Raw genomic sequence first — 25488 nt, forward strand, 5'->3', positions numbered from 1 at the left:
TGGTTTACCAGCACTTCCAGGGCGCGCGGCCCGATTGCCACAGGTCTTCGAGCAGGTTCTTCTCGCGCAGCGTGTCCATGGGTTGCCAGAAGCCGGTGTGCTCAAAGGCGCGCAGCTGGCCGCTGGTGGCCAAACGGGCCATGGGTTCCAGCTCCCAGCTGGTGGCGTCGCTGTCGATGTAGTCAATGACCTCGGGCTGCAGCACAAAAAAACCGCCGTTGATCCAGCCGCCGTCGCCACGCGGTTTTTCCTCGAACCCAGCCACGGTGTCTCCGTCACGCACCAGGGCACCGTAGCGGCCCGGGGGCTGCACGGCTGTGACTGTGGCCTGGCAACCGTGGGCGCGGTGGAAGGCGAACTGGGCCGTCATGTCCAGGTCGGCCACGCCGTCGCCATAGGTAAAGCAGAAGGGCTCGCCTTCGGGCAGGTATTCCTGCACCCTCCGCAGGCGCCCGCCCGTCATGGTGCTTTCGCCGGTGTCCACCAGCGTCACGCGCCAAGGCTCGGCGTGGCGGTGGTGAACTTCCATGCGGTTGTTGGCCATGTCAAAGGTCACGTCCGACATGTGCAGGAAGTAGTTGGCGAAATACTCTTTGATCACGTAGCCCCGGTAACCCAGGCAGATGATGAAATCGTTGACGCCATGGGCGGCGTACATCTTCATGATGTGCCAAAGGATGGGCCGCCCACCGATCTCGATCATGGGCTTGGGACGCAGGTGCGATTCTTCCGAGATGCGGGTTCCCAGCCCCCCCGCGAGCAGTACGGCTTTCATGCCCGCAGCATAGTGCAGCCCCTGCGCCACCAAAAGGCCCTGTCACTGTGGAAATACGGGCCAAATGCAGGGATTGGCACCGCGCGCCGATGGAGAGGGGTGCGAACAATTGGAACATCGCTATATTTTATATAGCAACAAACCTTCTACCACCAAGCGACAGAGGCATTTTTTCACATAATCCGCGCCCCAGGACAACCGTCAAAACTACGGCAAAAGAGGCAAAGGTGTGGCGCTGGCGCCATTTCCCGAAGAAGGCCTGTGTTGATGGCGCTCTTGAGTGCATTCCACACTCATCAATCCGATACATTTACAGTAACCTTCGGTAAGCCGCGTTGCCAGCGGCTCCGCCCGCCCACTTGTTTAGCCCCGGCTGCCGCCCAACACGTCTACAGCATGTTCGTCATCATTGGTTACGTTGTCTGCCTAGGCTGCATCTTCGGCGTGTACATCGTGCACGGGGGGAACATCAGTGTGATCCTGAAGGCCCTGCCCTTCGAGATCGTCACCATTCTGGGCGGCGCGCTGGGCGCCTTCGTGGTGAACAACCAGCCCAAGGTGATCAAGGCCACCCTGGCGGCCATTCCGATGGCACTCAAGGGCTCCAAGTACACCAAGGCCCGTTACATGGAGCTGATGGCCATGCTCTATGACATCCTGCAAAAGGCCCGCAAGGAAGGGCTGATGGCCATCGAAAAGGATGTGGAAGCGCCCCACGAGTCCGAGATCTTCAAGAAATACCCCACCGTGGGCAGCGACCACCATGTGATCGAGTTCACCACCGACTACCTGCGCATGATGGTGTCGGGCAACCTCAACTCCCACGAGATCGAAGCGCTGATGGACAGCGAGATCGACACCCACCACCAGGAAGCCCACGCCCCCGTGGCCGCGCTGGCCCGCCTGGCCGGTGCCCTGCCCGCCTTCGGGATCGTGGCCGCCGTGCTGGGCGTGGTGAACACCATGGGCTCGGTGGGCCAGCCGCCCTCGGTGCTGGGCGGCATGATCGGCTCGGCGCTGGTGGGCACGTTCCTCGGGATCTTGCTGGCTTATGGCGTGGTGGAGCCCCTGGGCGGCCTGGTCGAGCAAAAGACGGAGGATGCCGCCAAGGAATTGCAGTGCATCAAGTCCACCCTGCTGGCCAGCATGCAGGGCTACAACCCCGCCACGGCCATCGAGTTTGGCCGCAAGGTGCTTTTCTCCAGCGTCCGCCCCAGCTTTACCGAGCTGGAGGGGCATGTGAAAGGCAAGAAGTAGCGACGTCCGCGCCGCGAAACCCCAAACGCCATGGCAGAAAAAAAACTCCAGCCCATCATCATCAAGCGCATCAAGAAAGGCGGCCATGCGGTGCATGGTGGCGCCTGGAAGATCGCTTATGCCGACTTCGTGACGGCGATGATGGCGTTCTTCCTGCTGATGTGGCTGCTGGGCTCCACGGCCAAGGGCGAACTGCAGGGGATCGCCGCGTATTTCGCGTCGCCGCTCAAGGTGGCAATGACTGGCGGCGACGGCGCGGGCAACAGTTCGAGTGTGATTCCGGGCGGCGGCAACGATCTCTCGAAGGTGCATGGGCAGGTGCGGCGCTCTGATGTGGAAGAGGCCAAGCAGCGCCGCATGAGCATTGATGCCGCCCGCGCCGAGCGCGCCAAGCAGGACCTGGACCGCATCAAGGCCCTGGAGGCCAAGATCGACGCGCTCATCACCGAAAACCCACGCCTGAACGAATACAAGTCGCAGATCCGCATCGACATCACCCCCGACGGCCTGCAGATCCAGATCATCGACGACCAGAACCGCCCCATGTTCGACAGCGGCAGCGCGTTGGTGAAACCCTACATGCGCGACATCCTGCGCGAGATCGGGGCAGCGCTGGGCGGGGTGGAAAACCGCATCAGCCTGGCCGGGCACACCGACGCCGTGCCTTACGGAAACAGCGACCGGGGCTACAGCAACTGGGAGCTGTCGGCCGACCGCGCCAATGCCTCACGCCGCGAGTTGGTGTCGGCCGGCATGCCAGACGCTAAACTGGGACGTGTGGTGGGCTTGGCGGCCAGCGATCTGCTGGAGCCAAACAACCCGCGCGCACCCGCCAACCGGCGCATCACCATCACGGTGCTGACCCGCGAGGCCGAAGAACGACTCATGGGCAAAGGGATTCCCGAAATCACTTCCACAGAACTGCTGAATGAAAAGCGGGAAAATCCCCCCCAAGCAGGTAACAGTTACGACTTGTCACCAAACCTGCCACCCATGACAATGCCCACAGTAATTCTCGACCGAAAGGGTCCCAAGTGACCACAGCCCTTCGTTTTTTGATCGTTGACGACTTCTCCACCATGCGGCGCATCGTGCGCAATCTGCTCAAGGAAAGCGGCTTTGCCGATGCCGACGAGGCCGAAGATGGCGTGGCCGCCCTGAACAAGCTGCGCAACAGCAAGTTCGACTTCGTGGTGACGGACATCAACATGCCCAACATGAACGGCTTTCAGCTGCTGGCTGAAATCAAAAAGGACGACAAGCTCAAGCACTTGCCCGTCCTCATGGTCACAGCCGAAGCCCGCAAGGAAGACATCGTGGCAGCCGCCCAGGGTGGCGCAGCGGGTTACATCGTCAAACCCTTCACCAAGGCCACGCTGGAAGAAAAAGTGACCTTGATCCTGAAAAAGATGGGGCTATGACACCATGGACGACACACCGGACAACAGCCAGCCGCCTGCCGATGTACACCACAAGATTGGCCAGCTGACGCGCCAGCTGCACGACTCGCTCAACGAACTGGGCTATGCCGACAAGCTGCGCGGCTCCATGGGCGAACTGCCCGACGCGCAAAGCCGCCTGTCCTACATCGCGCGGTTGACGGGGGAAGCGGCCGAGAAGGTGCTCAACCGCGTCGAACAGGCCAAAGCCCAGCATGACTACATCGCGGCCGAGACGCGCCGGGTCGTCAACTCGCTGGTGGCCGACCCGGTGGCGGCCGTGGCCAAGGGCGAGATCTTCAACTTCCTGACCGATGTGGAGCGCGTGACCAAGGAAGCCGACACGCACCTCACCGAAATAATGATGGCGCAGGACTTTCACGACCTCACGGGGCAGGTGATTGCCCGCGTGGTCAACCTGGCGGCCACCATTGAAGACCAGCTGGTCCAGCTATTGATTCAAACGGCCCCACCCAACGCGCAGGTGCCCGCCGAACCGCCCCGCACTCAGCACCTGCAGGGCCCCGTGGTGGACCCCGAGCACACCCCCGACGTGGTCACCGACCAGTCCCAGGTGGACGACCTGCTGGCCAGCCTCGGGTTCTGAGCCCGTCCGGGGCTTTCTGCGGTCAAAATGGCTGCTAGCGCTTGTCCACAAAGCGCTAGCAGCTATCTTTTTTAGCATTCCATCCCGGCTCCACCCACCCTTTGTCGGTGAGGCCACGCAGGCAAGGCCCCTTTGGCCCGCATGGAAAAGAGGGGGCTGCAGCCCCCTTATCCAGCTTTAGATGTCCGGGCTGCTCACGACAATGGCATGACACCAGCCGTCATGCCACCATGGAATCCAGCCAAGAAAAAAGCCTACCCGCGTCAGAGCGCAAGCTGCAGAAAACGCGCGAAGACGGCCAGGGAGCACGCTCGCGCGATCTCTCCCACCTGGCGATTCTGGGTGCCGGGGCCGCCTGCCTGCTGGTGCTGGCGCCCCAGCTGATGGACCACATGCAGCTGGCCATGAGCCAGCAACTGGCGTTTGACGCCGCCACCGTCATGGCGCCAGGCACCATGCTCAAGCGTCTGCAGGACATGGTGGTGGTGGGCCTGGTGGCCAGTGCAGTGTTTGCCATCCTCACCAGCGCCGCCGCCCTGATCAGCGCCATTGGTGCTGGCGGCTGGATCCTGAGCCTCAAACCCATCACGCCGCAGTTCAACCGGCTCAACCCGATCTCGGGCCTGGCCAACCTGTTCTCCAAGCAGCAGATGGCCAACGTGGCCAAGATGGTGCTGATGACCGCGATCCTGAGCTATGTGGCCTGGAAGTTCATGGGCAACAGCATCGACACCGTGGCCATGCTGGTGCTGCAGCCCTCCCCCATGGCCATTCGCCAGCTGGCTGACTGGCTGACTTCGGGCATGAGCCTGCTGCTGCTGGTCGTGTTCCTGGCCGCGCTGGTGGACGTGCCGCTGCAGGCCTACTTCTTCAAGTCGCGCCTGAAGATGTCGCACGAGGAAGTCAAGCAAGAGCACAAGGAATCCGACGGCAACCCCCACACCAAGGGCCGCATCCGCCAGAAGCAGCGCGAGATTGCCGACCGCGCCAGCGTGGGCGCAGTTCCCAAGGCCGATTTCGTGGTGATGAACCCCACCCACTATGCGGTGGCACTCAAGTACGACGAAAAGACCATGAGTGCCCCCCAAGTGATATCGCGCGGCACCGACCTCATCGCTCTCAAGATCCGCGACGTGGCCAAGGCGCACGACGTGCCCGTGCTGCAGTCGCCCATGCTGGCCCGGGCGTTGTATGCGCATGCCGAACTGGACCAGGCCATTCCCGCCACGCTCTACACCGCCGTGGCCCAGGTGCTGGCCTATGTCTACCGCCTCAAGGCCGCCCTGCGTGGCGAAGGCCGCATGCCCGACAGCCTGGTGGAGCCCTTCGTTCCGCCTGAACTTGATCCGCTGAACCGCACTCCCGTGCAAGGCGCCGCCGTATGAACACCTCCGTAACGTCTCTTCGACAATGGGCGGGCACCAATGCAGGCGCCCTGCAGGGCCTGTCGGCACCACTGCTGGTGGTGGCGATCCTGGCGCTCATGGTGTTGCCCATCCCGCCCTGGCTGCTCGACGCGTTTTTCACGCTCAACATCGCCGTGGCCCTGATGGTGATGATGGTGGCGGCCTACATGCTGCGGCCGCTCGATTTCGCAGCCTTCCCCTCGGTGCTGCTGCTAACCACCCTCATGCGCCTGTCGCTGAACGTGGCCTCCACGCGCGTGGTGCTGCTCGAAGGCCACACCGGCCCCGGCGCCGCCGGTGCGGTGATCGAGGCCTTTGGTCACTTCTTGATCGGCGGCAACTTTGCCGTGGGGCTGATCGTGTTCGCCATCCTGGTGGTGATCAACTTTGTGGTGATCACCAAGGGCGCCGAGCGCATTGCAGAAGTGTCGGCACGCTTTACCCTGGACGCCATGCCCGGCAAGCAGATGGCCGTGGACGCCGACCTGAACGCGGGCCTGATCGACGAAAAAGAAGCCAAGCGCCGCCGCGCCGAAGTGGCGGAAGAAGCCAACTTCTTTGGCTCCATGGACGGTGCCTCCAAGTTCGTGCGCGGCGATGCGGTCGCCGGCATCCTGATTTTGCTCATCAACATCATCGGTGGCTTTGCCATCGGGGTTTTGCAGCACGACCTCTCGGCCAAGCAGGCGGCTGATAGCTACATCCTGCTGGCCATTGGTGATGCGCTGGTGGCACAGATTCCTGGGCTGCTGATCTCGGTGGCTGCGGCCATGGTGATCTCGCGCGTGGGCAAGGACCATGACATGGGCCGCCAGATCGTGCAGCAGCTCTTCATGTCGCCCCGCGTGCTGGGCGTGACCGCCGGCATCCTGCTGCTGCTGGGCGTGATCCCCGGCATGCCCCACATGGTGTTCCTGACCATGGGTGGCCTCTTGGGCTACGCCGCCTGGGTGCTGTACGAACGCCAGAAAGTGCCGCCCGAAGTCGAAGCACCGCCCGCCCCGGTCAGCGATGGCGAAGCCACCTGGGACGACCTGCAACCCATAGACCTGCTGGGCCTGGAGCTGGGCTACCGCCTGATCAGCCTGGTGGACAAGAGCCGCCAGGGCGACCTGCTCACCCGCATCAAGGGCGTGCGCCGCAAGTTTGCGCAGGAGGTGGGCTTCCTGCCCCCCGCCGTGCACGTGCGCGACAACCTCGAACTCAAGCCCAGCGGCTACCGCATCACGCTGCGTGGCGTGGTGGTGGGCGAAGGCGAGGCCTTCCCTGGCATGTTCCTGGCCATCAACCCCGGCGGTATCACCACGCCCCTGATTGGCACCCCCACCACCGACCCCGCTTTTGGCCTGCCAGCCCACTGGATCGACGAACGGCAGAAGGAAGCCGCACAAATGGCGGGTTTTACCGTCGTTGATTCCGAAACCGTGATGGCCACCCATTTGTCACACTTGATGCAAGTGCAAGCCGCCAAGCTTCTGAGTCGCACAGAAACCCAGCAACTGGTGGAGCACGTGGCCAAGCTGGCCCCCAAGCTCATCGAAGAAGTGGTCCCCAAAATGGTCTCTATCGCAACGTTCCAGAAGGTCCTCCAGCTGCTGCTGGAAGAGTCTGTGCACATCCGCGATATCCGGACCATCATCGAAACGCTGGCCGAGCACGCTGGTGGCATCACAGACCCGGTCGAGCTGGCCCGCCGCGTGCGCATTGCGCTGTCGCCCGCCATCGTCCAGCAGATTTACGGCCCCACCCGCGAACTCAACGTCATTGCCATCGAGCCGGGCCTGGAACGCCTGCTGGTGCAAGCCCTGGGCAACGCAGCAGGACCGGCTCTGGACCCCGGCGTGGCCGACATCCTCACGCAAAAGGCCGCCGAGGTGGCCCTCAAGCAGGAAGAGATGGGCCTGCCCGCCTGCCTGCTGGTTCCCGACCAGATCCGCAACGCCATCTCCCGCCTGGTGCGCCGTGTGGCGCCCCGGCTGCAGGTGCTTGCGCACAGTGAAATTCCAGAGACCCACACCATCCGCATTGGGCCGATCCTTAGAGGTGCATCAGCATGAACATCAAACGCTTTACCGCCCCCACCTCCCGCGAGGCATTGGCCAAGGCGCGCATGGCCTTTGGAGAGGGCACCCTCATCCTGTCCAACCGCCCCACGGCCAACGGCGTCGAGGTTGTGGCCACGGCCGAAGACACGCTGTCGGCCCTGGATGGAAGTGCAGGCGCGTCCAGCAACCCGCCCTTGCTGGCCCCCACACCGGCGCGCAGCGCCCCTCAGCGCGCCAGCCAGGCCGCCGCAGCCAGCACCCTGGGCCGCAACGCGGTCGAGGAAGACACCGAGCAGCTGGCGATGAGCACGCTGTCGTTCCAGGACTACGTGCGCGAGCGCATGCTGCGCCGCCGCCACGAGGCGCTCAACGGCCCGGCCGAACCACAAACCTTGTCGGAGCGCAGCCGCGACCAGGAGCCCGAGCGTGAACGCATGCCAGCACCCGCCGTGGTGCGCCACAACCCGCTGCGCAGCATCCCCATGGACATTCCACCGGAGCCTCCACGCCGCCGGCAGGAAGCCGCCAGCGCCCACCTGGCCCAGTCGAACAACAACCAGCAAAGCGTGATGAATGAACTCCATGCCATGAGGGAGTTGATCGAAGACCGCTTTAACACCATGGCCTGGCTGGGCCAGGCGCGCCAGAACCCGATCCAGTCCAACCTCATGCTCAAGATGATCCGTGCAGGCTACTCTCCATCTTTGGCCCGCGCCGTGCTCGAGCGCATGCCCGAAGACCTGTCGGCCGCCGAGTCGGTGCGCTGGCTGATGGAAGTGCTGGAGCGCAACCTCAAGACCGATCTGGCCGAGCCTCCGCTGTATGAGCAAGGCGGCATCTTCGCGATGGTGGGATCCACCGGCGTGGGCAAGACCACGACCACGGCCAAGCTGGCCGCGCTGTGTGCGCGCATCCATGGCCCGGGCAGCGTGGGCCTGATCACGCTGGACACCTACCGCGTGGGCGCGCACGAGCAGTTGCGCAGCTACGGCCGCATGCTGGGCATCGTGGCCCATCTGGCGCACGACCGCGCCGCGCTGCAAGACCTGCTGGGCCTGCTCAGCGGCAAGAAGATGGTGCTGATCGACACCACCGGTGTGGCCCCCCGCGACCCGCGCAAGCGCGACATGCTGGACGTGCTGGATCTGCCCCACGTCAACCGCCTGCTGGTGCTCAACGCGGGCTGCCATGGCGACACGCTCGATGACGTGCTCACTGCATTCAAGACCGAAGGTTCCCAGCAAGCCATCTTGTCCAAGGTGGACGAGGCCGTGAAGCTGGGCCCCGCCATCGACGCACTGATCCGCCACCAGATGGTGCTGCGCGGCGTGACCAACGGCCAGCGTGTGCCGGAAGACTGGGAACGTGCCGATGCGCACAAGCTCATCAGCACCTCCATGCGCGCGCCTGCCAAGTCGGCCTTCGACCCCAAGGCGACCGACCTGAATTTCTTCTTCTCGCATTCGCCCGACACCATGAACGAACGGGGGCTGGTCGATGCTTGATATCGCCTTTCATCAGGCAGCCGGCCTGCACAGCTTCACTCCGCAGTCAGAGCTGCGCGTGGTGGCTGTTGCCAGCCAGGACAACGCGGGCACCGGGCTGGAGACGCTCTGGCAGATCTGCGCCAGCCTGCAGCGCCTGGGCTACCCGGTCGTGGTGCTCGACGGCACAGCGCAGGAGACGGATGAGTACCCGGGTTTGCTGCACCTGCTGCAACAAGCGCCGTGGAACGAGGGCGTCAGCCTCAACATGGGGGCCATGGCCTCATCGCTGGCAGTGATTCCCGCAGCCAAAGGCCTGCAGCGCATCAGCCGCGAGGCCAGCCGCAACGAGACCGCACCCCTGCCCTGTCTGCTGCCCTATTTCCGAACCTACGGGCTGATCGTGCTGCACGCGCCTGCGGCCACGCTGGGGCCGCTGCTGACGCACACCGCCACCGTACCGCTGGTGGTGATGGGCGACGGCTCGGCTGGTGTGCTGACCAGTTACAAGAGCCTCAAACAGATCGCGGTGCACACAGGACTGCCCTGTATGGTGGCGGCTTTGCTGCGCGGCACCACGCCCGCAGAACGGCGCAAGACCCAGCATGCACTGATGACCTTGCAGGACTGCGCGGAACGCCATCTGGGCGGCCCCGTCCGCACGACCACCATCGCCACACAGAACCCTCAGGACCTCCAGCGCCTGGCCTTGCAACTGCTGGAAAATGCGGGCACTATCAGTGAGTCGCTGACAGCGCTGCCACCCAGCAACTTGGCAGCCATGCCTGCGCATTTTGTCCGGAGCCATTGATCTGATTTGTCCGGAGCCGTTGACTAGAGCGTGTTATGCACTTTTACGTACCCACGTTGCCCCCAGAGGCTGGTGATCGCAAGGCGCAGTGCGCAGCCAAGGCCGGGGCCTTGGCAAGTGCTGCAACGCGGCGAGTGCCTGCCTCTGGGGTCAACCCGGAGGGAAAGCCGGGGCAAGGCCCGGCCACGTCGTTGCAGGCCGCTGGCAGTATTGATACTGCGGCGCGTCCTGCGTCTCGTTGCCGGGCCTTGCCCCGGCTTTCGTGGGCACGTAAAAGTGCATAACACGCTCTCTATGTACACCGCCAAAGGCCAGCTCGATCGTGATGCGATGATCCGCCAGCACGTCCCGCTGGTGCGAAGAATCGCGCACCACATGATCGCCAAGCTGCCTCCCAACGTGGAGCTGGACGACCTGATCCAGGTTGGCATGATGGGCTTGGCGGAAGCCCTGTCGCGCTACGAAGTGGCCCAGGGTGTGCAGTTCGAGACCTTTGCCACCCAGCGCATCCGCGGCGCCATGCTCGACGAGCTGCGCGAGGGCGACTGGATGAGCCGCAGCTCCCGCAAGAGCCAGAAAGACATCGAACACGCCGTGCACCGGCTGGAGCAGAAGCTGGGCCGCAGCCCGCTGGAGTCTGAAATTGCCAGCGAGATGGGCATGAGCTTGGTCGAATACCAAAGCCTGCTCGGCAAGGTTCGGGGTACACAACTGGTGTATCTGGAGGACATGACGCATGGCAACGAGGACGATGACGGCTTTCTGGACCGCCATGTGGCAGACGCCGACGCAGACCCTCTGGAATTGCTGCGCGACCAACGGCTCAAGATGTCGCTGGTGAATGCCATCAAGACCCTGCCCGAACGCGAGCAGCACATCATGGGCATGTACTACGAGCACGACATGAATCTCAAGGAGATCGCGGCCGTGCTGGGGGTGACCGAATCTCGGGTATGCCAGCTGCACAGCCAGTCCATCGCACGCCTGCGGGCCAAGATGCGGGCGCACTAGAGCTCCCCCTGAGGCGCTGCGCGCCTTCCCCCTGAGGGGGACGCCACCCCTGGACTGGCAGAGCCAGATCCACGGTGGCACTGGCTTGGGGCAGCGGCCGTTTCAAAGGCCATGCTCGCTAGGTGGAACCTCGGTCTCCACCAATTCACTTCAAAACAATAGCTGCTTACGCTTGCTCTTCAAGGGTTTGAGATAGTTTTTATCTCAAACTCACTATTAAAAAGCGCAAGCAGCTATCTTTTTTGAGCGTCGGCTCAACCAGCCGATTTGTAGATACGGGCCACGCCGGGCTTGCCGGGCTGTGCGCCCCGACCGTCGCCGTAGGTGGAGGGTGTGCCCGCCTGCGGCACCAAACCTGCCACCTGGCGATCGGCATTCACGGCCAGGCGCGCCAGGCTTTCGCGGTGCACGGCAAGCATGTCGTCAATGGCCCGGGCTCGTTTTTGCAGCTGTGCAGGCAGGGGCAGACCCCTGGCTGCAGTCTGCTCCAGAACGCGCGCGAACTGGGCCGCTGCATCCCGCAGGGCCACACTGTTCTTTTCCAGGGATTGGGGGTCTGCCGCGAGAAGGGCGGCGGAGACTTTTTCGATCAGCTGTTCAACAGCCGAGAGGGATTCTTCCAGGGACATGGCGCATTGTGGGGTGGATAGCGCCTGCCTGCCAAGTCTGTCAATAAAGGTGCGTGCGGGACGCTGAGGAATCAACCGCGCGAGCGGGCCAGGATTTCCTGGGCATTGGAGAGCATCTTGTCGGCAATGGCTTCAGCGTCCACCGAGAAAGTGCCTTTTTCGATGGCCGCCCGCACCGCCTTGACCTTGCTCGCATCAAAATCACCTGTGGAACGGGATGTCTGCTCCAGCGCACGGGCAGCGGTGGAGACGGTGACGGGCACACCGGCGGTTGACACAGCCGCAGCGTCTTTGGCGGCTCCTTCAGCAGCGCTGGCAGGACTTTTGGCTTGCTTGGCAAGCCCCGTCTGCGCCAAGGCGCCCGGGAGTTCCGGTTTTTGACCAATCTTCATCGCTCTCTCCACCACCCCGTTTGATGTGGGGCACAGTAGCAATGTTTTCGACCCATTTGGCCCGGACTTTAGCCATTTATCACCGCCCCGTCATCAAAGAGCGACGACCACTGTCCCAACCTCATTCACAGTTCCACTGACTATCCTGCCATTATCCATGCGGATGCGAACAATCTGCCCCGCAGCGCCTGCCGACATGGCCTGCCCTGCGGAGGTGACTGCATAGCCGGGGCCCTGGGCAATCACCTTGACCTGGGCGCCTGCGCGAAAGAGCTGGGGGGGCCGCACCATGGTCTGGCGCAATGCCTGGCCGGCCACCAGCTGGCGCGCGGCGACCTGCCCGACCCACATTTCCGGGTTGGCCATCACGGCTGCCGACTCTTCGGCCCAGTCCACTTCCGCCTCGGTGGCGTCATTGGCGGTCAGCACCGTCCCCGGAGCCACCGGGCCGGTCAGCACCCAAGCCGGGCCAAATGCCTTGACGGTCACCGGCAGGTAAACGTTCCATGCGGTTTGCCCCTCGACACAGCGCAGCCCCAGGCGGGTGCGGCCCCAAAGCCGGGCGCCCACTGGCAGGTAGGGTTCGACCCGCGCACACGGCGCCAGCCGCAGCCGCGAGTCGAGTGAGCCAACGCTCACTTCCATGCGCAGCGGCAAGCCGGAGGCCTGGTTGCGCGACATCGCGTCATCCAGCCAGCGTTGGGTCAGCGGGCCCAGGTCGGCACTGGGGTCAGCTGCCGCCTGGGCCAGCGCGGCCCCGCTGCTGCCAGCCACTGCAGTCAACCCCAGCACCACCGCCAGAGCGTGCCGAGCCACAGCACGCCGCCCGGCGATCGCCAGAGCGCCAGCGCGAACCAAAGGGGACACGAAGGGGAAAACGAAGATCGATGGCATGGGGCCTCCTGGGCATCGCAGGTCAACAGGTCTGACCGCGCGGGGCGGCAAAGACTCTTTCACGACTGGAACTATAGGCAGGCGAGCCCTGCGCAAAACCCGAAACTGCGCACCCATTTCCGCGTTCTTCGCGCTTTAGAAAAAAGCGGCGGCTTTCACAATCGAACCACGCCGGAAACCCCCAACCGGCTCCTATTGCAACCCAGGGTGTGAGGCAACCATGCTTGACAAGATGACCAACCGGCTGGACTTTCTCGGCAACGCACTCGTGGTGCGTGCCGAGCGCCAGCGCGCCATCGCGAGCAACATCGCCAACGCTGACACCCCGGGCTACGTGGCACGCGATTTCAGCTTTGGCGATGCGATGCGCGAAGCCACGGGCTTGGGCTCGGGCGTGACCCGCCTGGCCACGGGTGGCTCGGTGGGCGCCACGGGCAACCTGGGGGCCAAGGGCGCCACAGACCCCCGCCACATTCCGCTGCCAGCGGCCAGCACGGGCACCGGCGCACCCGGCACGCTGGGTTATTCCGTGCAGACCCAGCCCAGCCTGGACAACAACACGGTGGACCTGGACCGCGAGCGCGCCAACTTTGTCGACAACGCCGTGCGCTACGAAGCCACGCTGCGTTTCATCAACGGCAACGCCAAAACCATGCTCAGCGCGATCCAGGGCCAATAAGCCATCCGCAGTGCAGCGCAGAAAGCGAGTCTCCCCATGTCCATGTTCTCCATCTTCAGCGTCTCGGGCAGCGCCGTCAGCGCGCAGTCGCAGCGGCTCAACGTGGTGGCCAGCAACCTGGCCAATGTCGATGCCGTGGCAGGCCCCGACGGCCAGGCCTACAAGGCGCGCCAGGTGGTATTCCAGACCGCCCCCATGGGCGCGGACAGCTCGGCCGGTGTGCGCGTGAGCTCCATCAACGAAAGCAACGTTCCCGGCCGCCGCGTGCACGACCCCAGCCACCCGTCGGCAGACGCGGAAGGCTATGTGACGCACTCCAACGTCAACGCCGTGGAGGAAATGGTCAACATGATCTCCGCCTCCCGCTCTTACCAGAACAACGTCGAGGTCATGAACACGGCCAAGTCGCTGCTCCTCAAGACCCTGCAGATGGGCCAGTAACTCTAGGACGCCACCATGATCCTCAACTCCGCCACCAGCGCGCCCACGGTCACCGATGCGACCGGCACCAAGGCCAACGCCGCCACCGACCCTGCAGCCGCGCAGGACCGCTTCCTGAAACTGCTGGTTGCTCAGCTGAACAACCAGGACCCGATGAACCCGCTGGACAACGCCCAGATGACCTCGCAGATTGCGCAGATCAACACGGTGACCGGCATCCAGCAGCTCAACCAGACGATGGAGAGCATGTCGGCGCAGTTCAACTCGCTGCAGGTGATGCAGGGCACGGCCCTGATTGGCCGCAACGTGATGACCGAAGGCTCGACGCTGGCTGTGGCCGACAAGGCCGGCAAAGGTGGCTTTGAGCTGGCCTCGGCCGCCACCAAGGTGAAGGTCGAGGTGATGACCGCTGGCGGCCAGGTGATCGAGACCATGGACCTGGGTGCCAAGGCTGCAGGGCGCCACACCTTCGAGTGGGATGCCAGCAAGTACACCGGCTCCACCGAGGGACTGCAGTTCCGCGTCAGTGCCGTCAATGGTTCGACCAAGATCGACAGCACGTCGCTGGCCCTGTCCAAGGTCACGGCCGCAGGTGCCGAGGACGGCCAGCTGGTGCTGACCCTGGCCAACGGAAAAACCATCAACTACAGCCAGATCAAGGCCCTGGTCTAACCCGGCCGATTCAGTGATAGCCCCCATCAGGAGAACACCATGAGTTTTCAGCAAGGCCTCTCTGGCTTGAACGCCGCCAGCAAGAACCTCGACGTCATCGGGCACAACATCGCCAACTCCAACACCGTCGGGTTCAAGGCCTCGCGGGCCGAGTTTGCCGAAATGGTGGCGTCCGCCATCGGCTCGTCCGGCGGCACCAATGCGGGCATCGGCGTCGAAGTGGGCGCGGTCTCCCAGCAGTTCACACAGGGCAATCTCACGATCACGGGCAACAGCCTGGATGTCGCCATCAACGGCAACGGCTTTTTCACGCTCACGCTGCCCGATGGCACACCCGCCTACACCCGCTCCGGCAACTTCAAGCTGGACAAGGAGGGCAACATGATCACCAACGACAACGCCAACGTGATGGGTTACCCCGTGGACCCGGTCACCGGCCTGCGTTCGGGCACCGACCCCATCCCGATGGTGTTCCCCACCTCCGAGCCCATCCCTGCCAAGCAGACCACCACGATCACGGCAGCATTCAACCTGCCGGCCACGGCCACCGATGCGGCCGGCGACCCTGCCGCCACGCCGCCCATCCCGGCCACACCGCGCGCCACCTACGGCACGTCGATCAACGTGTTCGACAGCCAGGGCGTGGCCAAGCCAGTGAGCCTGTACTTCCAGAAGACCGCCACCGACAACACCTGGGACGTGTACGACCAGCTGGACGACCCCACGGCAGTGCCTCCCGTGGTGGCAACTCCTATAGGCCAGATCACGTTTGACAACAATGGCGCCATCACGGCCCCCGTGGCCACGCCCCCCGCCACGGGCTTCGCGCTCACGCTGAACGTGAACCCGACCCCGCCCAACCCCAACAACCTGCCCGCGTTCGATGTGGCGGTGAGCCTGGACAAAGTCTCACAGAGCGGCAACAAGTTCTCGGTCTCCAACCTGAGCCAGGACGGCTACACCACGGGCGAGCTCACCGGCATCAACATCGAGAACAACGGGATGATCATGACCCGTTACTCGAACGGCGTGACCCGTGCAGAAGGCCAGCTGGCGCTGTCGAGCTTCCGCAATACGCAGGGCCTGGCTTCGGTAGGCGGCAACAACTGGGTCGCCACCTTTGAATCCGGCCAGCCGGTGGCTGGCACGGCCACCGACGGCAACTTTGGGTCGCTGCGCTCGGGCGCGCTGGAAGACTCCAACGTGGACCTGACCGCCGAGCTGGTGAACATGATGACCGCACAGCGCGCCTACCAGGCCAACGCCCAGACCATCAAGACGCAAGACCAGGTGATGTCCACCCTGGTGAACTTGCGTTGATCGGGAACGGTTCGTAAGAACTCTGCACTGAAACAGCCCTGGACAACGGAGAGCCCCCATGGACCGCATCATTTACACCGCGATGACGGGCGCCAACGCGGCCGCCCACCGGCAGGCCGTGTTGTCCAACAACCTCGCCAACGCCTCCACCCAGGGGTTTCGTGCGGAGATGTCCACCTTCCGCTCGGTCCCGATCCAGGGCGATGGCTCCAAAACCCGTGTGTTTGCGCTGGAGGCCACCTCGGGCCACGTGAGCACGCCCGGCCCCGTGCAGCGTACCGGCCGCAACCTCGACGCCATGGCCGTGGGCAATGCCTGGTTCGCCGTGCAGGGACTTGACGGTACCGAGGCCTACACCCGCGCCGGCACCTTTGAGGTGTCTGCCACGGGCCAGCTGCTCACCCCCACCGGACTGCCCGTGCTGTCCGATGGCGGCGCGCCCATTGATGTCCCGCCGGGCGCCGAAGTCACGCTGGGCTCGGATGGAACGGTCACTGCCAAGGCAGCGGGCCAGCCCGCGCAGGCCATTGGCCGCCTCAAGCTGGCCACTCCCACCCCGGAAGACCCGCTCAAGCGCGGCGACGACGGGCTGTTTCGCACCACGTCCGGCGACCCGATTGCCAATGACGCCAACGCCCGCATGCTGGCAGGCGCAGTGGAAGGCTCGAACGTGAATCCGGTCGAAAGCATGGTCGGGATGATTGCCGCATCGCGTCAGTTCGAACAGCAGATGCGCCTGCTGCAGTCCGCCGAAACCAACGACAAAACCGCCAGCCAGTTGCTGAGCATGAACGGCTGAGGTCGCGCCCCGCGCCGCCACGCCAAAAGGAAGCACCATGATCAACTCCCTCTGGATCGCCAAGACCGGCATGTCTGCCCAGCAGACCCAGCTCGACGTCATCTCGCACAACCTGGCCAACGTCTCCACCACCGGCTACAAGCGCAACAACGCGGTGTTCGAGGATCTGATCTACCAGAACCTGCGCCAGGTGGGTGCCAACACCACCGAGCAGAACCAGCTGCCCACCGGCCTGCACCTGGGCCTGGGCGTGCGCACGGTGGCCACCAGCCGCAACTTCGTGCAGGGCAGCCTGCAGGAGTCCAAGAACAACCTGGACGTGGCCATCAACGGCAATGGTTTTCTGGAAGTGACCATGCCCGACGGCACCATCGGCTACACGCGCGACGGCTCGTTCCAGGTCGATTCGCAGGGCCGCCTGGTCAACTCCAGCGGCCTGCCCGTGGCCAACGGCATCACGGTGCCCGCCAACGCCACGAGCGTGACCATCAGCGCCGACGGCGTGGTGTCGGCCACCGTACAGGGCAACACCCAGCCCCAGCCCTTGGGCAACCTGGCGATGTCGGCCTTCATCAACCCGGCCGGCCTCGAGCCCATTGGCCAGAACCTGTTCAAGGAATCGGCCGCCTCGGGCCAGCCCCAGCAGGGCACGCCCGGCACCAACGGGCTGGGTATTCTCAAGCAGGGGTTTCTGGAAGCCTCCAACGTCAACGTGGTGGAAGAGCTGGTCACCATGATCCAGGCACAGCGTGCCTATGAGATGAATTCCAAGGCCATCCAGACTTCGGACCAGATGCTGGCCAAGCTCAGCCAGCTGTGATCCCGATGCCGACACCAGGAGCGTTCGCCATGCTGCCGTTCACACACCTTTTTGCCCTGCCCGCCGCCGTGGGCGCGCTGCTGCTCACGGGCTGCGCCGCCACCCTGTCGCCGCCGCCGCCGGTGGACATCCTGCCGACCACCCCACCACCACTGGCCGCAGTGCACCGTGCACCACCGCCCGTGACCGGGGGCCTGTTCCACAACGCCAGCTACCGCCCCGCGTTCGAAGACCGCCGCGCACGGCTGGTGGGCGACAACGTCACGATCATGATCGTCGAGAACGTGACGGCCAGCCAGAAATCCTCGTCCACCGTGGACCGTACCTCGGAGGCCTCGGCCGGCATCACCAACCTGCCTTTCGTGAAAAAGTCGCTGGCCGACCGCACCACGCTCGGCGCCGGTTCGGAAAGCACCTTCTCGGGCAAGGGCGGCACCGAAAGCGCCAACACCTTCACCGGCTCGATCACCGCCACCGTGGTGGACGTGCTGCCCAACGGCCACCTGGTCGTGACGGGCGAGAAGCAGATCGGCGTGAACCAGAACGTGGATGTGCTGCGCTTCTCGGGCACCATCGATCCGCGCGCGCTGCAGCCGGGCAGCATTGTCAACTCGACCCAGGTGGCCAATGTGCGGGTGGAATCCCGTGGCCGTGGCGCACAGAACGAAGCCCAGGCCTTGGGCTGGATGAACCGGGTCTTCAACACGATCACGCCGTTTTAGGGTTTCACCCCCTGAGGCGCTGCGCGCCTTCCCCCTCTCTCTACGCGCTGCGCGCTAGGGGAGGCGGACGCCGCCAGCGCGGCGGGGCGGCCCTTGCGCGGCGGCCCGCGCTTTGGCCGCGCCAGTTTTGACGAGCACTGGGCTGTGGGATGGCTGCGATTGTGTAGTCGATCTCAAAATCGCTATCTTATTTATAGCTATTTACGCTTATCTATTAAGCGACAGCGGCTATTTTTATTCATATTTCACCTTGCAGCTTGACCCGGACCAACCGCCCAGGCGCACGGTACGCCACCGCCGTTTCCCACCCGCTCGGGAACCCATGCAATAGGCCGGTGAACCCGCTTCTTTTTGGGTTTTAGTTCCTGGCGGGGCCGCCCACAATCGGTGTCATGAAAGCCTTGTCCCACTCCCTCTTGTCACGCCCCGTGCGCGCGCTGTGGCTGTTGCTGGCCCTCGTGGCTGCTGGTGTGGCGGTGCCTGCCCATGCGTTGCGCATCAAGGAAGTGGCGGCGGTGCAGGGCGTGCGCAGCAACCAGCTGACAGGCTATGGCCTGGTGGTGGGGCTGGACGGCACGGGCGACCAGACTACGCAGATGCCTTACACCACGCAGGCCATGTCCAACTACCTGCAGCAGATGGGCATCAGCCTGCCGCCTGGCACGGCGAACCAGTTGCAGCTCAAGAACGTGGCGGCGGTGATCGTCACGGCACAGTTGCCGGCCTTTGCCCAGCCCGGGCAGATGATCGACATCAACGTGTCCTCCATGGGCAACGCCAAGTCGCTCAAGGGCGGAACGCTCATCGTCACGCCCCTGCGCGGCGCCGACGGCGAGATCTACGCCCTGGCCCAAGGCAATGTGGTGGTGGGAGGCGCGGGCGCCTCGGCGGGCGGCAGCAAGGTGCAGATCAACCACCTGAGCGCGGGGCGCGTTCCGCAAGGCGCACAGGTCGAACGCGCCGTGCCCACACCCCTCAACGAGGGCGACACCATCAACCTGGGGCTCAATGCCTCGGACTTCCAGACCGCACGCCGCGTGGCGCAGGCCATCAACACCAAACTGGGTAGCGGCCTGGCCACGGCGCTCGACGGGCGCACCGTGCAAGTGCGCGCACCGCTGGACCCCGGCGCCCGCGTGGGCTTCATCGCCGACCTGGAAGAACTGCCCCTGGAGGCGTCCACCCCCTCTGCCAAGGTCGTCATCAATGCACGCACCGGCTCGGTGGTGCTGAACCAGGCCGTGACGCTGGGCCCCTGCGCCATTGCACACGGCAACCTGTCGATCACCATCAGCTCCACGCCCGTCATCAGCCAGCCCGCTCCACTCTCGCAAGGGCAGACCGTGGTGGCGCAGCAAAGCGACATCCGCATCAACCAGGAACCGGGCAACATCATCCAGATGCCGGCTTCACCCCAGCTGGCGGACGTGGTCAAGGCGCTCAACACGCTGGGGGCCACGCCGGGCGACCTGCTGGCCATCCTGCAGGCCATCAAGGCCGCCGGCGCCCTCAACGCCGAGCTGGAAGTGATCTGACCCCGGGGAGCAACCATGGCCCTCACCCTGCCCTCGTCCAGCACCACCAGCAGCACCTCCAATGCGCTGGCGGTGGACATCCGCTCGCTCAATTCGCTCAAGTACGACGCGGGCACGGCCAACAACGCCCAGACCACGCGCGAGGTCGCCAAGCAGTTCGAGTCGCTGTTCATGCGCGAGCTGATCAAGAGCATGCGCGACGCCACGATGAAATCCGGCCTCATGGAAGGCGAGCAGGCCAACCTGGGCCAGGACATGCTGGACCAGCAGCTGTCGGTCAGCATGTCGGGCCAGCAGGGCGGGCTGTCTGAAGCGATTGCACGCCAGCTCTCGCGGCAGATGGGCGGGGCCGACGCCAATTTCTCCGTGCCTTCCACACTGAGCCTGCCGCAGGCGCTGCCCCGCACAGCGTCCTCGGCCACCGGCACACCGGCCGAGGCCACTGGACCCGCGCCCAAGGGCCGCGATGGTTTTGTGCAGCACCTCTCGGGCACCGCCGAGCGCGTGGCCCAGGAGAGCGGCATTCCGGCCAGCTTCATGCTGGGCCAGGCTGGCCACGAAACCGGCTGGGGCAAAAGCGAGATCAAACACAAGGACGGCTCCAACTCGTTCAACCTGTTCGGCATCAAGGCCGGCAAGGGCTGGACGGGCAAGGTGGCCGAGATCACCACCACCGAATACATCAACGGCAAGGCCCAGAAGGTGACGGCGAAGTTCCGCGCCTACGACTCGTACGAGGATTCGTTCCGGGACTACGCAAAGCTCATCAAGGACAGCCCGCGCTACGAGAAGGCCGAATCCGTCGCCCAGTCCGGCTCGGCCATGGCCTATGCCTCGGCGCTGCAAAAGGCGGGCTACGCCACCGACCCCGAGTACGCCAAAAAGCTCGGCGGTGCCATCAATAGCGTGCTGCGCACGCTGCGCGCGCAGGCTTGACCATGCAAACACCCCCTGAGTCGCTTCGCGCCTTCCCCCTCTCTCGCTTCGCGGGAGGGGGACGCCCCCAGCGCGGCGGGGCGGCCCTTGCGCGGGGGCACTGGCTAGGGCCGCGCCAGTCTCACGCGCTGGGGGTGCAGGCAGCGCTGGGGATCACTGAAATGCGAGGTGAGTCATGAGCTTGCTCAACGTCGGCGCCCGCGCCCTGTTGGCCAACCAGGTGGCGCTGCAGACGGCGGGCCACAACATTGCCAACGTCAACACGCCCGGCTATTCGCGCCAGACCGTGGTGCTGCAGACCGTGCAGGGCCAGTTCACGGGCGGCGGCTACATCGGCCAGGGCGTGGATGTGCAGACCATCCTGCGCAACCAGAGCGAGCTGCTCACGCGCCAGTCGGCCACGGCGGGCTCGGTGCAGTCGTCCGACATCGTGCGGGCCGAGCGCCTGCGCCAGCTGCAGGAGGTCTTCAGCGGCGGCACGGCGGGCCTGGGTGCAGCCATCAATGACATGATGAATGCGTTCTCGGACGTGGTGAGCGCCCCCACGGACATCACTGCGCGCACCGTGGTGCTCACGCGCATGGACGAAACCGCCTCGCGCATGCGTGCGGCCGCCGACCGCATCAACGAGATCCAGTACACCGTGACCGAACAGCTGCAAAGCAGCATCACCGCCGTCAACAGCCTGGCCGGGCAGATGGCCAGCGTGAACGAGCAGATCGCGCGCGCCAAGGGCAATGGCCAGACTCCGAACGACCTGCTGGACCAGCGCGACCAGATCATCCGCGACATCAACCAGTACGTGCAGACCACGCAGATCCCAGCTGACGATGGCACCGTGGGCCTGTTTGTGGCGGGCAGCCAGCCGCTGGTGCTGGGCACCACGGCCACCAGCCTGTCCATCGATGACGCGACGGCGTTCCCCGGCAGCGGTCAGATCAAGCTGTTCTTCAACCGGCCCGGTGCGCCAGCCGTGGAGATGGACGAGAACGTGCTCGGCGGGGGCTCGATGTCGGGCCTGCTGCGCTTTAACAACAACGATCTGGCCGAAGGGCGCAACCTGCTGGGCCGCATGGCCATGGCCATCGGCATGACGATGAACGACCAGCACAACCTGGGCCTGACGCTGGACGGTGCGCTGGGCAAGGACCTGTTCGCGCTGCCCGCCAGCATGCCGGGCCACACCAACGGCGCCGGCGTGGGCACGGTGTCCTTCACCGGCCCCACGGAGTTCGCGGCGTCGGACTATGAAATCCGCTTTACCACCGGCACGGCCGGGCAGGTGGTGCGCTTGTCGGACGGCACGTCCACCCCGTTCACCGACGCGGCCAACCTGGCCACGCTGCAGATCGACGGCCTGAACTTCAACCTGACCACGCCCGGCAACCCCGGCGAGCGCATGTTGTTCAAGCCGTTCAGCACGGCGGCGGCCAACATCCAGTCGCTGGTGTACTCACCGCGTGATCTGGCTGCGGCCAACCCCATCAACGCGGCCATGGGCACCTCCAACGGCGGCACGCTGCAGCTGGCGGGCCTCAAAGCCACGGGCCTGCCCAACCCGCCGGGGCTGGTGCTGCCGCCCAACGCCAACCCGGCGGCGTTGCCCCCCATCCTGGGCGGTATCCAGCTGCAGTTCACGGCCGGCCCGCCCACCACATACGACGTGCTGGACCGGGGCACTGCGCCACCCACCACCGTTGCCGCTGCGCAGCCCTACACGCCGGGTGCACCCATCTCGATCAACGGTTGGGAGATCAAGCTGCAGGGCAGCCCCAACACGGGCGACACCGTCGTGATCGGCAATGCATCGGACCCGCAGTACGGCGACATCTTCACGCGCAATGCGGGCAACGCGAGTGCACTCATGGGCCTGCGGGACGTGAAGATGTTCGACGAGTCCACACTCTCCGACGGCTACGCAGGGGCCATGGCCCAGGTGGGCACCCGCACCCAGAGCGCGCTGTTCGCGGCCGAGCTGTCCACCACCATCGCGGCCAACCTGGAACGGGACCGTACGGCGATTTCGGGCGTGAACCTGGACGAGGAGGCTGCAAGGCTGATCCAATACCAGCAGGCGTACCAGGCATCGTCCAAAATGATCCAGATTGCGCAAAACATCTTTGACTCGCTGCTGCAGGGCCTCGGCCGCTGACGGCGGGACAGGAGTTAGGAGTTCGACATGAGTAACAGCATCTACCGCCTTGGCACGGCCAACATGTATGACAACGCGCTGCGCAACCTGGGCACGCGCCAGACCAACCTGTCGAACCTGCAGGAGAACCTGACCTCGGGCAAACGCGTGGTGCGGGCCAGCGATGACCCCGTGTCGGCCGCGCAGGCCGAACGCGCCATCAACCGGCTGGCGCGCATCCAGACCGAGCAGCGCGCACTGGAAACGCAGCGCAACGCCATCGCGCAGGCCGAGTCCGCCCTGGGCGACGCAGTGGACCTGGTGCAGAACTTCCGCGAACTGGTGGTGAACGCCGGCAGTGCGGCCCTGACCCCCAACGACCGCAACACCATCGCCAACCAGCTGCAAGGCCTGCGCGAGCAGCTGCTGGAAGTAGCCAACCGCAAGGACACCAACGGCGTTCCCCTGCTCAGCGCCCTGGGCAGCGCGCTCGCGCCGTTCCTCGGCCCCCTGAGCAGCAGCCCCGACTACAGCTTTGAAGGACTGCCTGGCCAGACAGCCAGCAGTGGCGTGTCGATTCCCAACACCCTGGATGGCGAAGCCGCCTTCATGTTCGACCCGCAGCGCGATGGTGTCTACACCGCAGGTGTCAGTGCCATTCCCTCCAGCCGCTTCCTCAACACCACGGCGGTCACCCCCGTGGACCCGAGCCTGGTAACGGGCGACAACTACACCATCACCTTCAGCGCGGTCGGCCCGGGTGCCACACCCGGCACCACCACCGCCACCTACACGCTCACCAACACCACCACAGGCGCCGTGTCACCGGCCGTGGTGGTGCCCGACTATCCCACCGACAAGCCAGTGACCATCGCCATCACCAGCATCCCGGGCCTGAGCTTCGACATCAAGGGCAACCCTGCCACCGGGGACACCATTACCCTGCAGCCCAGCCCGAGCATGTTCAGCACCCTGGACAACGCGATCCGCGACATCCGCAGCGCCCCCGACAGCAATGCAGCGGCGCAGGCAGTGGGGCAGGCCCTGGGCAACATGGACATTGGCCTGGAACGCCTGCACAACATGCGCGGCTACGCAGGCGAGCTGCTCAACCGAGCGGACCGCATCACGGGCGACCAGGAAAAGCGCTCCATCCAGCTCGAAGGCGACCGCTCGCGGGCCGAGGATCTCGATATGATCCAGGGAATTTCAGACTTCCAGAACCAGCAGGTGGGCTACGAGGCAGCGCTCAAGTCCTATGCGCAGGTTCAGAAGCTGTCCCTGTTCAATTTCATCAGTTAAAGCGGGCCTGCCCACGCTGCACAGCCCCGGGCGGGGACAGGCCCCAACGACGAGACAAACGCCTAAGAGCACATGGTCCAATCTGTCCTTGGCAGCCTGATTCTGGGTTACCGCCCTTTGTGGAACCGCGCCCGCAAGCTCGCGGCGATCCAGCTTTATGTGCACAGCGAGCCTTCGGCCCTGGTCGATACCGCCCACCTGCTGCGCACGCTGCAGGAGTTGTGGTCTGCCAGTTCTCCCCCGATTCTGCTGTCCCCCCAAAGCCACCAGCTGCTGTCCAACATGCTGGAGCACGCGCCACGTGGCGCGCCCTGGATCGAGGTGCGCGGCAACTGGCTGTCCGACTCCACCATCTATGCGCTGGTCAAGGCCGCCCACCAGCGGGGCCTGAAGCTCGTGTGGCGCGGTGAGCTGGGTCGGCTGCCCGAGCCCGACATTGCCCAGTGCTTTGACAACAGCCTGCTCACCCTGCGCCCCGAAGACGCCGTGGCGGCCCTGAAGGCGGCCCCCGCCGCACGCCCTGGCGGCACCCCCACGCAGCCCGCGCGCACCACCAGCCCGGTGCTGGCCGGGCAGATGTACGAGAACATTGCCAGCCGCGCGCTCATGGAGCATTGCCTGGATCAGCACAACGCCCTGGCACTGGCCGGCTGGCCCACCGAAGATGTGCTCTACAGCCTGCGCCACCATCCCCAGCAGCCATCGCACGCGGTGATCTTCAAGCTCATGAAGGCCATCGACGCAGAGCAGTCGCTGGAAACCTTTGAAGACATCATGGGCCAGGACCCGATCCTGGCGTACCGCTTCATGGTGTACACCAACTCTGCGGCCCTGGGCCTGCGCACCGGCATCGATTCGCTGCGCCGGGGCCTGGTGATGATGGGCTACGGCTCCATCAAGCGCTGGCTGTCCGACCAACTGCCCCATGCCAGCACCGACCCCAACATGCAGCCGGTGCGCGAGGCCATGGTGATGCGTGCCCAACTCACCGCACAGCTGCTCGACGCGGGCGTGGAGAACGATCTGCGCCGCGAGATCTACCTGTGTGGTCTGCTGTCGCAGATCGACGACCTGCTGGGGGAGCCGCTTGGCACCATCCTGCGCCGTCTGCCCTTGTCTGAGCGCATCTATGACGCCACGGTGCTGCGCACCGGCCCCTACACCGGTGGCCTGCAGATGGCATGCGCGCTGGAGACGGACGACGCCAGTGCCATTCGCAACCTTTGCGAGACGTTCGAGCTGGACCTGGAAGAGGTCAACCGCGCGCTGCTGCGAGTGCTGGCCGACCTGGAAGTAGAGCGAAGATAGCCCCCCTGAGCCGCTGCGCGTCTTCCCCCAAGGGGGACGCCACCGGTGGCCCGGCAAAGCCGGTTCCACGGTG

General features: G+C 64.8%; 25 protein-coding genes. 21 read left to right on the plus strand and 4 right to left on the minus strand.

Features of this window, described 5'->3' with window-relative positions:
• Positions 1 to 4 precede the first annotated feature (4 nt).
• Positions 5 to 775 (minus strand): glucose-1-phosphate cytidylyltransferase, encoded by a 771-nt coding sequence (gene rfbF, locus C8C94_RS15110; protein ID WP_121422892.1) that lies wholly within the window; start codon positions 773 to 775, stop codon positions 5 to 7.
• A gap of 396 nt (positions 776 to 1171) precedes the next feature.
• On the opposite strand from rfbF, the gene motA reads away from it, so the two are divergent.
• The 9 genes from motA to C8C94_RS15155 all read left to right on the plus strand — a co-directional run bounded on the left by motA (position 1172) and on the right by C8C94_RS15155 (position 10835).
• Positions 1172 to 2032: a flagellar motor stator protein MotA gene (motA, locus tag C8C94_RS15115; protein ID WP_055398297.1), complete on the plus strand. Its 861-nt coding sequence runs from the start codon at positions 1172 to 1174 to the stop codon at positions 2030 to 2032.
• Between the two features lie 30 nt (positions 2033 to 2062).
• Positions 2063 to 3070, plus strand: a complete 1008-nt coding sequence (motB, locus tag C8C94_RS15120; protein ID WP_233573483.1) for a flagellar motor protein MotB — start codon at positions 2063 to 2065, stop codon at positions 3068 to 3070.
• A complete protein-coding gene (gene cheY / locus C8C94_RS15125; RefSeq protein ID WP_010466076.1) occupies positions 3067 to 3453 on the plus strand; it encodes a chemotaxis response regulator CheY in 387 nt (128 codons plus the stop codon). Before motB ends, cheY begins: the two co-directional genes overlap by 4 nt.
• A 4-nt stretch (positions 3454 to 3457) precedes the next feature.
• A complete protein-coding gene (locus C8C94_RS15130; RefSeq protein ID WP_121421289.1) occupies positions 3458 to 4078 on the plus strand; it encodes a protein phosphatase CheZ in 621 nt (206 codons plus the stop codon).
• Positions 4079 to 4308: 230 nt separating this feature from the next.
• On the plus strand, positions 4309 to 5463 hold the full coding sequence (locus C8C94_RS15135; RefSeq protein ID WP_055398300.1) for a flagellar biosynthesis protein FlhB: 1155 nt from the start codon (positions 4309 to 4311) through the stop codon (positions 5461 to 5463).
• On the plus strand, positions 5460 to 7541 hold the full coding sequence (flhA, locus tag C8C94_RS15140; RefSeq protein ID WP_121421290.1) for a flagellar biosynthesis protein FlhA: 2082 nt from the start codon (positions 5460 to 5462) through the stop codon (positions 7539 to 7541). The genes C8C94_RS15135 and flhA overlap by 4 nt, the downstream gene beginning before the upstream one ends.
• On the plus strand, positions 7538 to 9034 hold the full coding sequence (gene flhF, locus C8C94_RS15145) for a flagellar biosynthesis protein FlhF (protein ID WP_121421291.1): 1497 nt from the start codon (positions 7538 to 7540) through the stop codon (positions 9032 to 9034). Before flhA ends, flhF begins: the two co-directional genes overlap by 4 nt.
• A complete protein-coding gene (locus C8C94_RS15150; protein WP_121421292.1) occupies positions 9027 to 9824 on the plus strand; it encodes a hypothetical protein in 798 nt (265 codons plus the stop codon). The genes flhF and C8C94_RS15150 overlap by 8 nt, the downstream gene beginning before the upstream one ends.
• A gap of 294 nt (positions 9825 to 10118) precedes the next feature.
• Entirely contained in the window at positions 10119 to 10835 is a 717-nt protein-coding gene (locus tag C8C94_RS15155; protein WP_121421293.1) for an RNA polymerase sigma factor FliA, read from the plus strand.
• Between the two features lie 254 nt (positions 10836 to 11089).
• Here the strand turns inward: C8C94_RS15155 and C8C94_RS15160 are convergent, their stop codons facing one another.
• The 3 genes from C8C94_RS15160 to flgA form a co-directional block, all read right to left on the minus strand.
• Positions 11090 to 11464 carry a hypothetical protein gene (locus C8C94_RS15160; RefSeq protein ID WP_121421294.1) on the minus strand — a complete coding sequence of 125 codons (375 nt, stop codon included), beginning with the start codon at positions 11462 to 11464 and terminating at the stop codon, positions 11090 to 11092.
• Between the two features lie 71 nt (positions 11465 to 11535).
• The gene (gene flgM, locus C8C94_RS15165) at positions 11536 to 11856 is read right to left on the minus strand and encodes a flagellar biosynthesis anti-sigma factor FlgM (protein ID WP_121421295.1); all 321 of its coding nucleotides are present in this window, start codon (positions 11854 to 11856) and stop codon (positions 11536 to 11538) included.
• A 93-nt stretch (positions 11857 to 11949) separates the two neighbouring features.
• Positions 11950 to 12750, minus strand: a complete 801-nt coding sequence (flgA, locus tag C8C94_RS15170) for a flagellar basal body P-ring formation chaperone FlgA (protein ID WP_228898966.1) — start codon at positions 12748 to 12750, stop codon at positions 11950 to 11952.
• A gap of 220 nt (positions 12751 to 12970) precedes the next feature.
• On the opposite strand from flgA, the gene C8C94_RS15175 reads away from it, so the two are divergent.
• From C8C94_RS15175 to C8C94_RS15230, 12 genes are all read left to right on the plus strand, one after another.
• Complete coding sequence (locus C8C94_RS15175) at positions 12971 to 13429, plus strand: flagellar basal body rod protein FlgB (RefSeq protein WP_121421297.1); 459 nt, start codon at positions 12971 to 12973, stop codon at positions 13427 to 13429.
• Between the two features lie 36 nt (positions 13430 to 13465).
• Complete coding sequence (flgC, locus tag C8C94_RS15180) at positions 13466 to 13870, plus strand: flagellar basal body rod protein FlgC (RefSeq protein ID WP_121421298.1); 405 nt, start codon at positions 13466 to 13468, stop codon at positions 13868 to 13870.
• Positions 13871 to 13885: 15 nt separating this feature from the next.
• Positions 13886 to 14542: a flagellar hook assembly protein FlgD gene (locus C8C94_RS15185; RefSeq protein ID WP_121421299.1), complete on the plus strand. Its 657-nt coding sequence runs from the start codon at positions 13886 to 13888 to the stop codon at positions 14540 to 14542.
• A gap of 39 nt (positions 14543 to 14581) precedes the next feature.
• Positions 14582 to 15862 (plus strand): flagellar hook protein FlgE, encoded by a 1281-nt coding sequence (gene flgE / locus C8C94_RS15190; protein WP_121421300.1) that lies wholly within the window; start codon positions 14582 to 14584, stop codon positions 15860 to 15862.
• A gap of 58 nt (positions 15863 to 15920) precedes the next feature.
• A complete protein-coding gene (flgF, locus tag C8C94_RS15195; RefSeq protein ID WP_121421301.1) occupies positions 15921 to 16661 on the plus strand; it encodes a flagellar basal-body rod protein FlgF in 741 nt (246 codons plus the stop codon).
• 37 nt (positions 16662 to 16698) lie between these two features.
• Entirely contained in the window at positions 16699 to 17481 is a 783-nt protein-coding gene (gene flgG / locus C8C94_RS15200; protein WP_121421302.1) for a flagellar basal-body rod protein FlgG, read from the plus strand.
• A 29-nt stretch (positions 17482 to 17510) separates the two neighbouring features.
• Positions 17511 to 18203, plus strand: coding sequence for a flagellar basal body L-ring protein FlgH (locus tag C8C94_RS15205; protein WP_121421303.1), 693 nt, complete (start codon positions 17511 to 17513; stop codon positions 18201 to 18203).
• Between the two features lie 383 nt (positions 18204 to 18586).
• Positions 18587 to 19738 carry a flagellar basal body P-ring protein FlgI gene (locus C8C94_RS15210; protein ID WP_121421304.1) on the plus strand — a complete coding sequence of 384 codons (1152 nt, stop codon included), beginning with the start codon at positions 18587 to 18589 and terminating at the stop codon, positions 19736 to 19738.
• 15 nt (positions 19739 to 19753) lie between these two features.
• Complete coding sequence (gene flgJ, locus C8C94_RS15215; RefSeq protein WP_121421305.1) at positions 19754 to 20674, plus strand: flagellar assembly peptidoglycan hydrolase FlgJ; 921 nt, start codon at positions 19754 to 19756, stop codon at positions 20672 to 20674.
• Positions 20675 to 20849: 175 nt separating this feature from the next.
• Entirely contained in the window at positions 20850 to 22826 is a 1977-nt protein-coding gene (gene flgK / locus C8C94_RS15220) for a flagellar hook-associated protein FlgK (protein ID WP_121421306.1), read from the plus strand.
• Between the two features lie 27 nt (positions 22827 to 22853).
• The gene (gene flgL / locus C8C94_RS15225) at positions 22854 to 24107 is read left to right on the plus strand and encodes a flagellar hook-associated protein FlgL (protein ID WP_121421307.1); all 1254 of its coding nucleotides are present in this window, start codon (positions 22854 to 22856) and stop codon (positions 24105 to 24107) included.
• 72 nt (positions 24108 to 24179) lie between these two features.
• Entirely contained in the window at positions 24180 to 25415 is a 1236-nt protein-coding gene (locus tag C8C94_RS15230; RefSeq protein ID WP_121421308.1) for an HDOD domain-containing protein, read from the plus strand.
• Positions 25416 to 25488: the final 73 nt, after the last annotated feature.

It is taken from the genome of Acidovorax sp. 94 (genome assembly GCF_003634645.1).
GTDB lineage: Bacteria > Pseudomonadota > Gammaproteobacteria > Burkholderiales > Burkholderiaceae_C > Acidovorax > Acidovorax facilis.

Coding starts and splice junctions, on each gene's coding strand:
- flgJ (WP_121421305.1), top strand. CDS start 19,754: ATGGCCCTCACCCTGCCCTCGTCCAGCACCACCAGCAGCACCTCCAAT.
- motB (WP_233573483.1), top strand. CDS start 2,063: ATGGCAGAAAAAAAACTCCAGCCCATCATCATCAAGCGCATCAAGAAA.
- C8C94_RS15185 (WP_121421299.1), top strand. CDS start 13,886: ATGATCCTCAACTCCGCCACCAGCGCGCCCACGGTCACCGATGCGACC.
- flgE (WP_121421300.1), top strand. CDS start 14,582: ATGAGTTTTCAGCAAGGCCTCTCTGGCTTGAACGCCGCCAGCAAGAAC.
- flgC (WP_121421298.1), top strand. CDS start 13,466: ATGTCCATGTTCTCCATCTTCAGCGTCTCGGGCAGCGCCGTCAGCGCG.
- C8C94_RS15205 (WP_121421303.1), top strand. CDS start 17,511: ATGCTGCCGTTCACACACCTTTTTGCCCTGCCCGCCGCCGTGGGCGCG.
- flhA (WP_121421290.1), top strand. CDS start 5,460: ATGAACACCTCCGTAACGTCTCTTCGACAATGGGCGGGCACCAATGCA.
- flhF (WP_121421291.1), top strand. CDS start 7,538: ATGAACATCAAACGCTTTACCGCCCCCACCTCCCGCGAGGCATTGGCC.
- C8C94_RS15160 (WP_121421294.1), bottom strand. CDS start 11,464: ATGTCCCTGGAAGAATCCCTCTCGGCTGTTGAACAGCTGATCGAAAAA.
- C8C94_RS15130 (WP_121421289.1), top strand. CDS start 3,458: ATGGACGACACACCGGACAACAGCCAGCCGCCTGCCGATGTACACCAC.
- rfbF (WP_121422892.1), bottom strand. CDS start 775: ATGAAAGCCGTACTGCTCGCGGGGGGGCTGGGAACCCGCATCTCGGAA.
- C8C94_RS15230 (WP_121421308.1), top strand. CDS start 24,180: ATGGTCCAATCTGTCCTTGGCAGCCTGATTCTGGGTTACCGCCCTTTG.
- flgF (WP_121421301.1), top strand. CDS start 15,921: ATGGACCGCATCATTTACACCGCGATGACGGGCGCCAACGCGGCCGCC.
- flgL (WP_121421307.1), top strand. CDS start 22,854: ATGAGTAACAGCATCTACCGCCTTGGCACGGCCAACATGTATGACAAC.
- C8C94_RS15175 (WP_121421297.1), top strand. CDS start 12,971: ATGCTTGACAAGATGACCAACCGGCTGGACTTTCTCGGCAACGCACTC.
- C8C94_RS15155 (WP_121421293.1), top strand. CDS start 10,119: ATGTACACCGCCAAAGGCCAGCTCGATCGTGATGCGATGATCCGCCAG.
- flgA (WP_228898966.1), bottom strand. CDS start 12,750: ATGCCATCGATCTTCGTTTTCCCCTTCGTGTCCCCTTTGGTTCGCGCT.
- C8C94_RS15135 (WP_055398300.1), top strand. CDS start 4,309: ATGGAATCCAGCCAAGAAAAAAGCCTACCCGCGTCAGAGCGCAAGCTG.
- flgG (WP_121421302.1), top strand. CDS start 16,699: ATGATCAACTCCCTCTGGATCGCCAAGACCGGCATGTCTGCCCAGCAG.
- flgM (WP_121421295.1), bottom strand. CDS start 11,856: ATGAAGATTGGTCAAAAACCGGAACTCCCGGGCGCCTTGGCGCAGACG.
- motA (WP_055398297.1), top strand. CDS start 1,172: ATGTTCGTCATCATTGGTTACGTTGTCTGCCTAGGCTGCATCTTCGGC.
- flgK (WP_121421306.1), top strand. CDS start 20,850: ATGAGCTTGCTCAACGTCGGCGCCCGCGCCCTGTTGGCCAACCAGGTG.
- C8C94_RS15150 (WP_121421292.1), top strand. CDS start 9,027: ATGCTTGATATCGCCTTTCATCAGGCAGCCGGCCTGCACAGCTTCACT.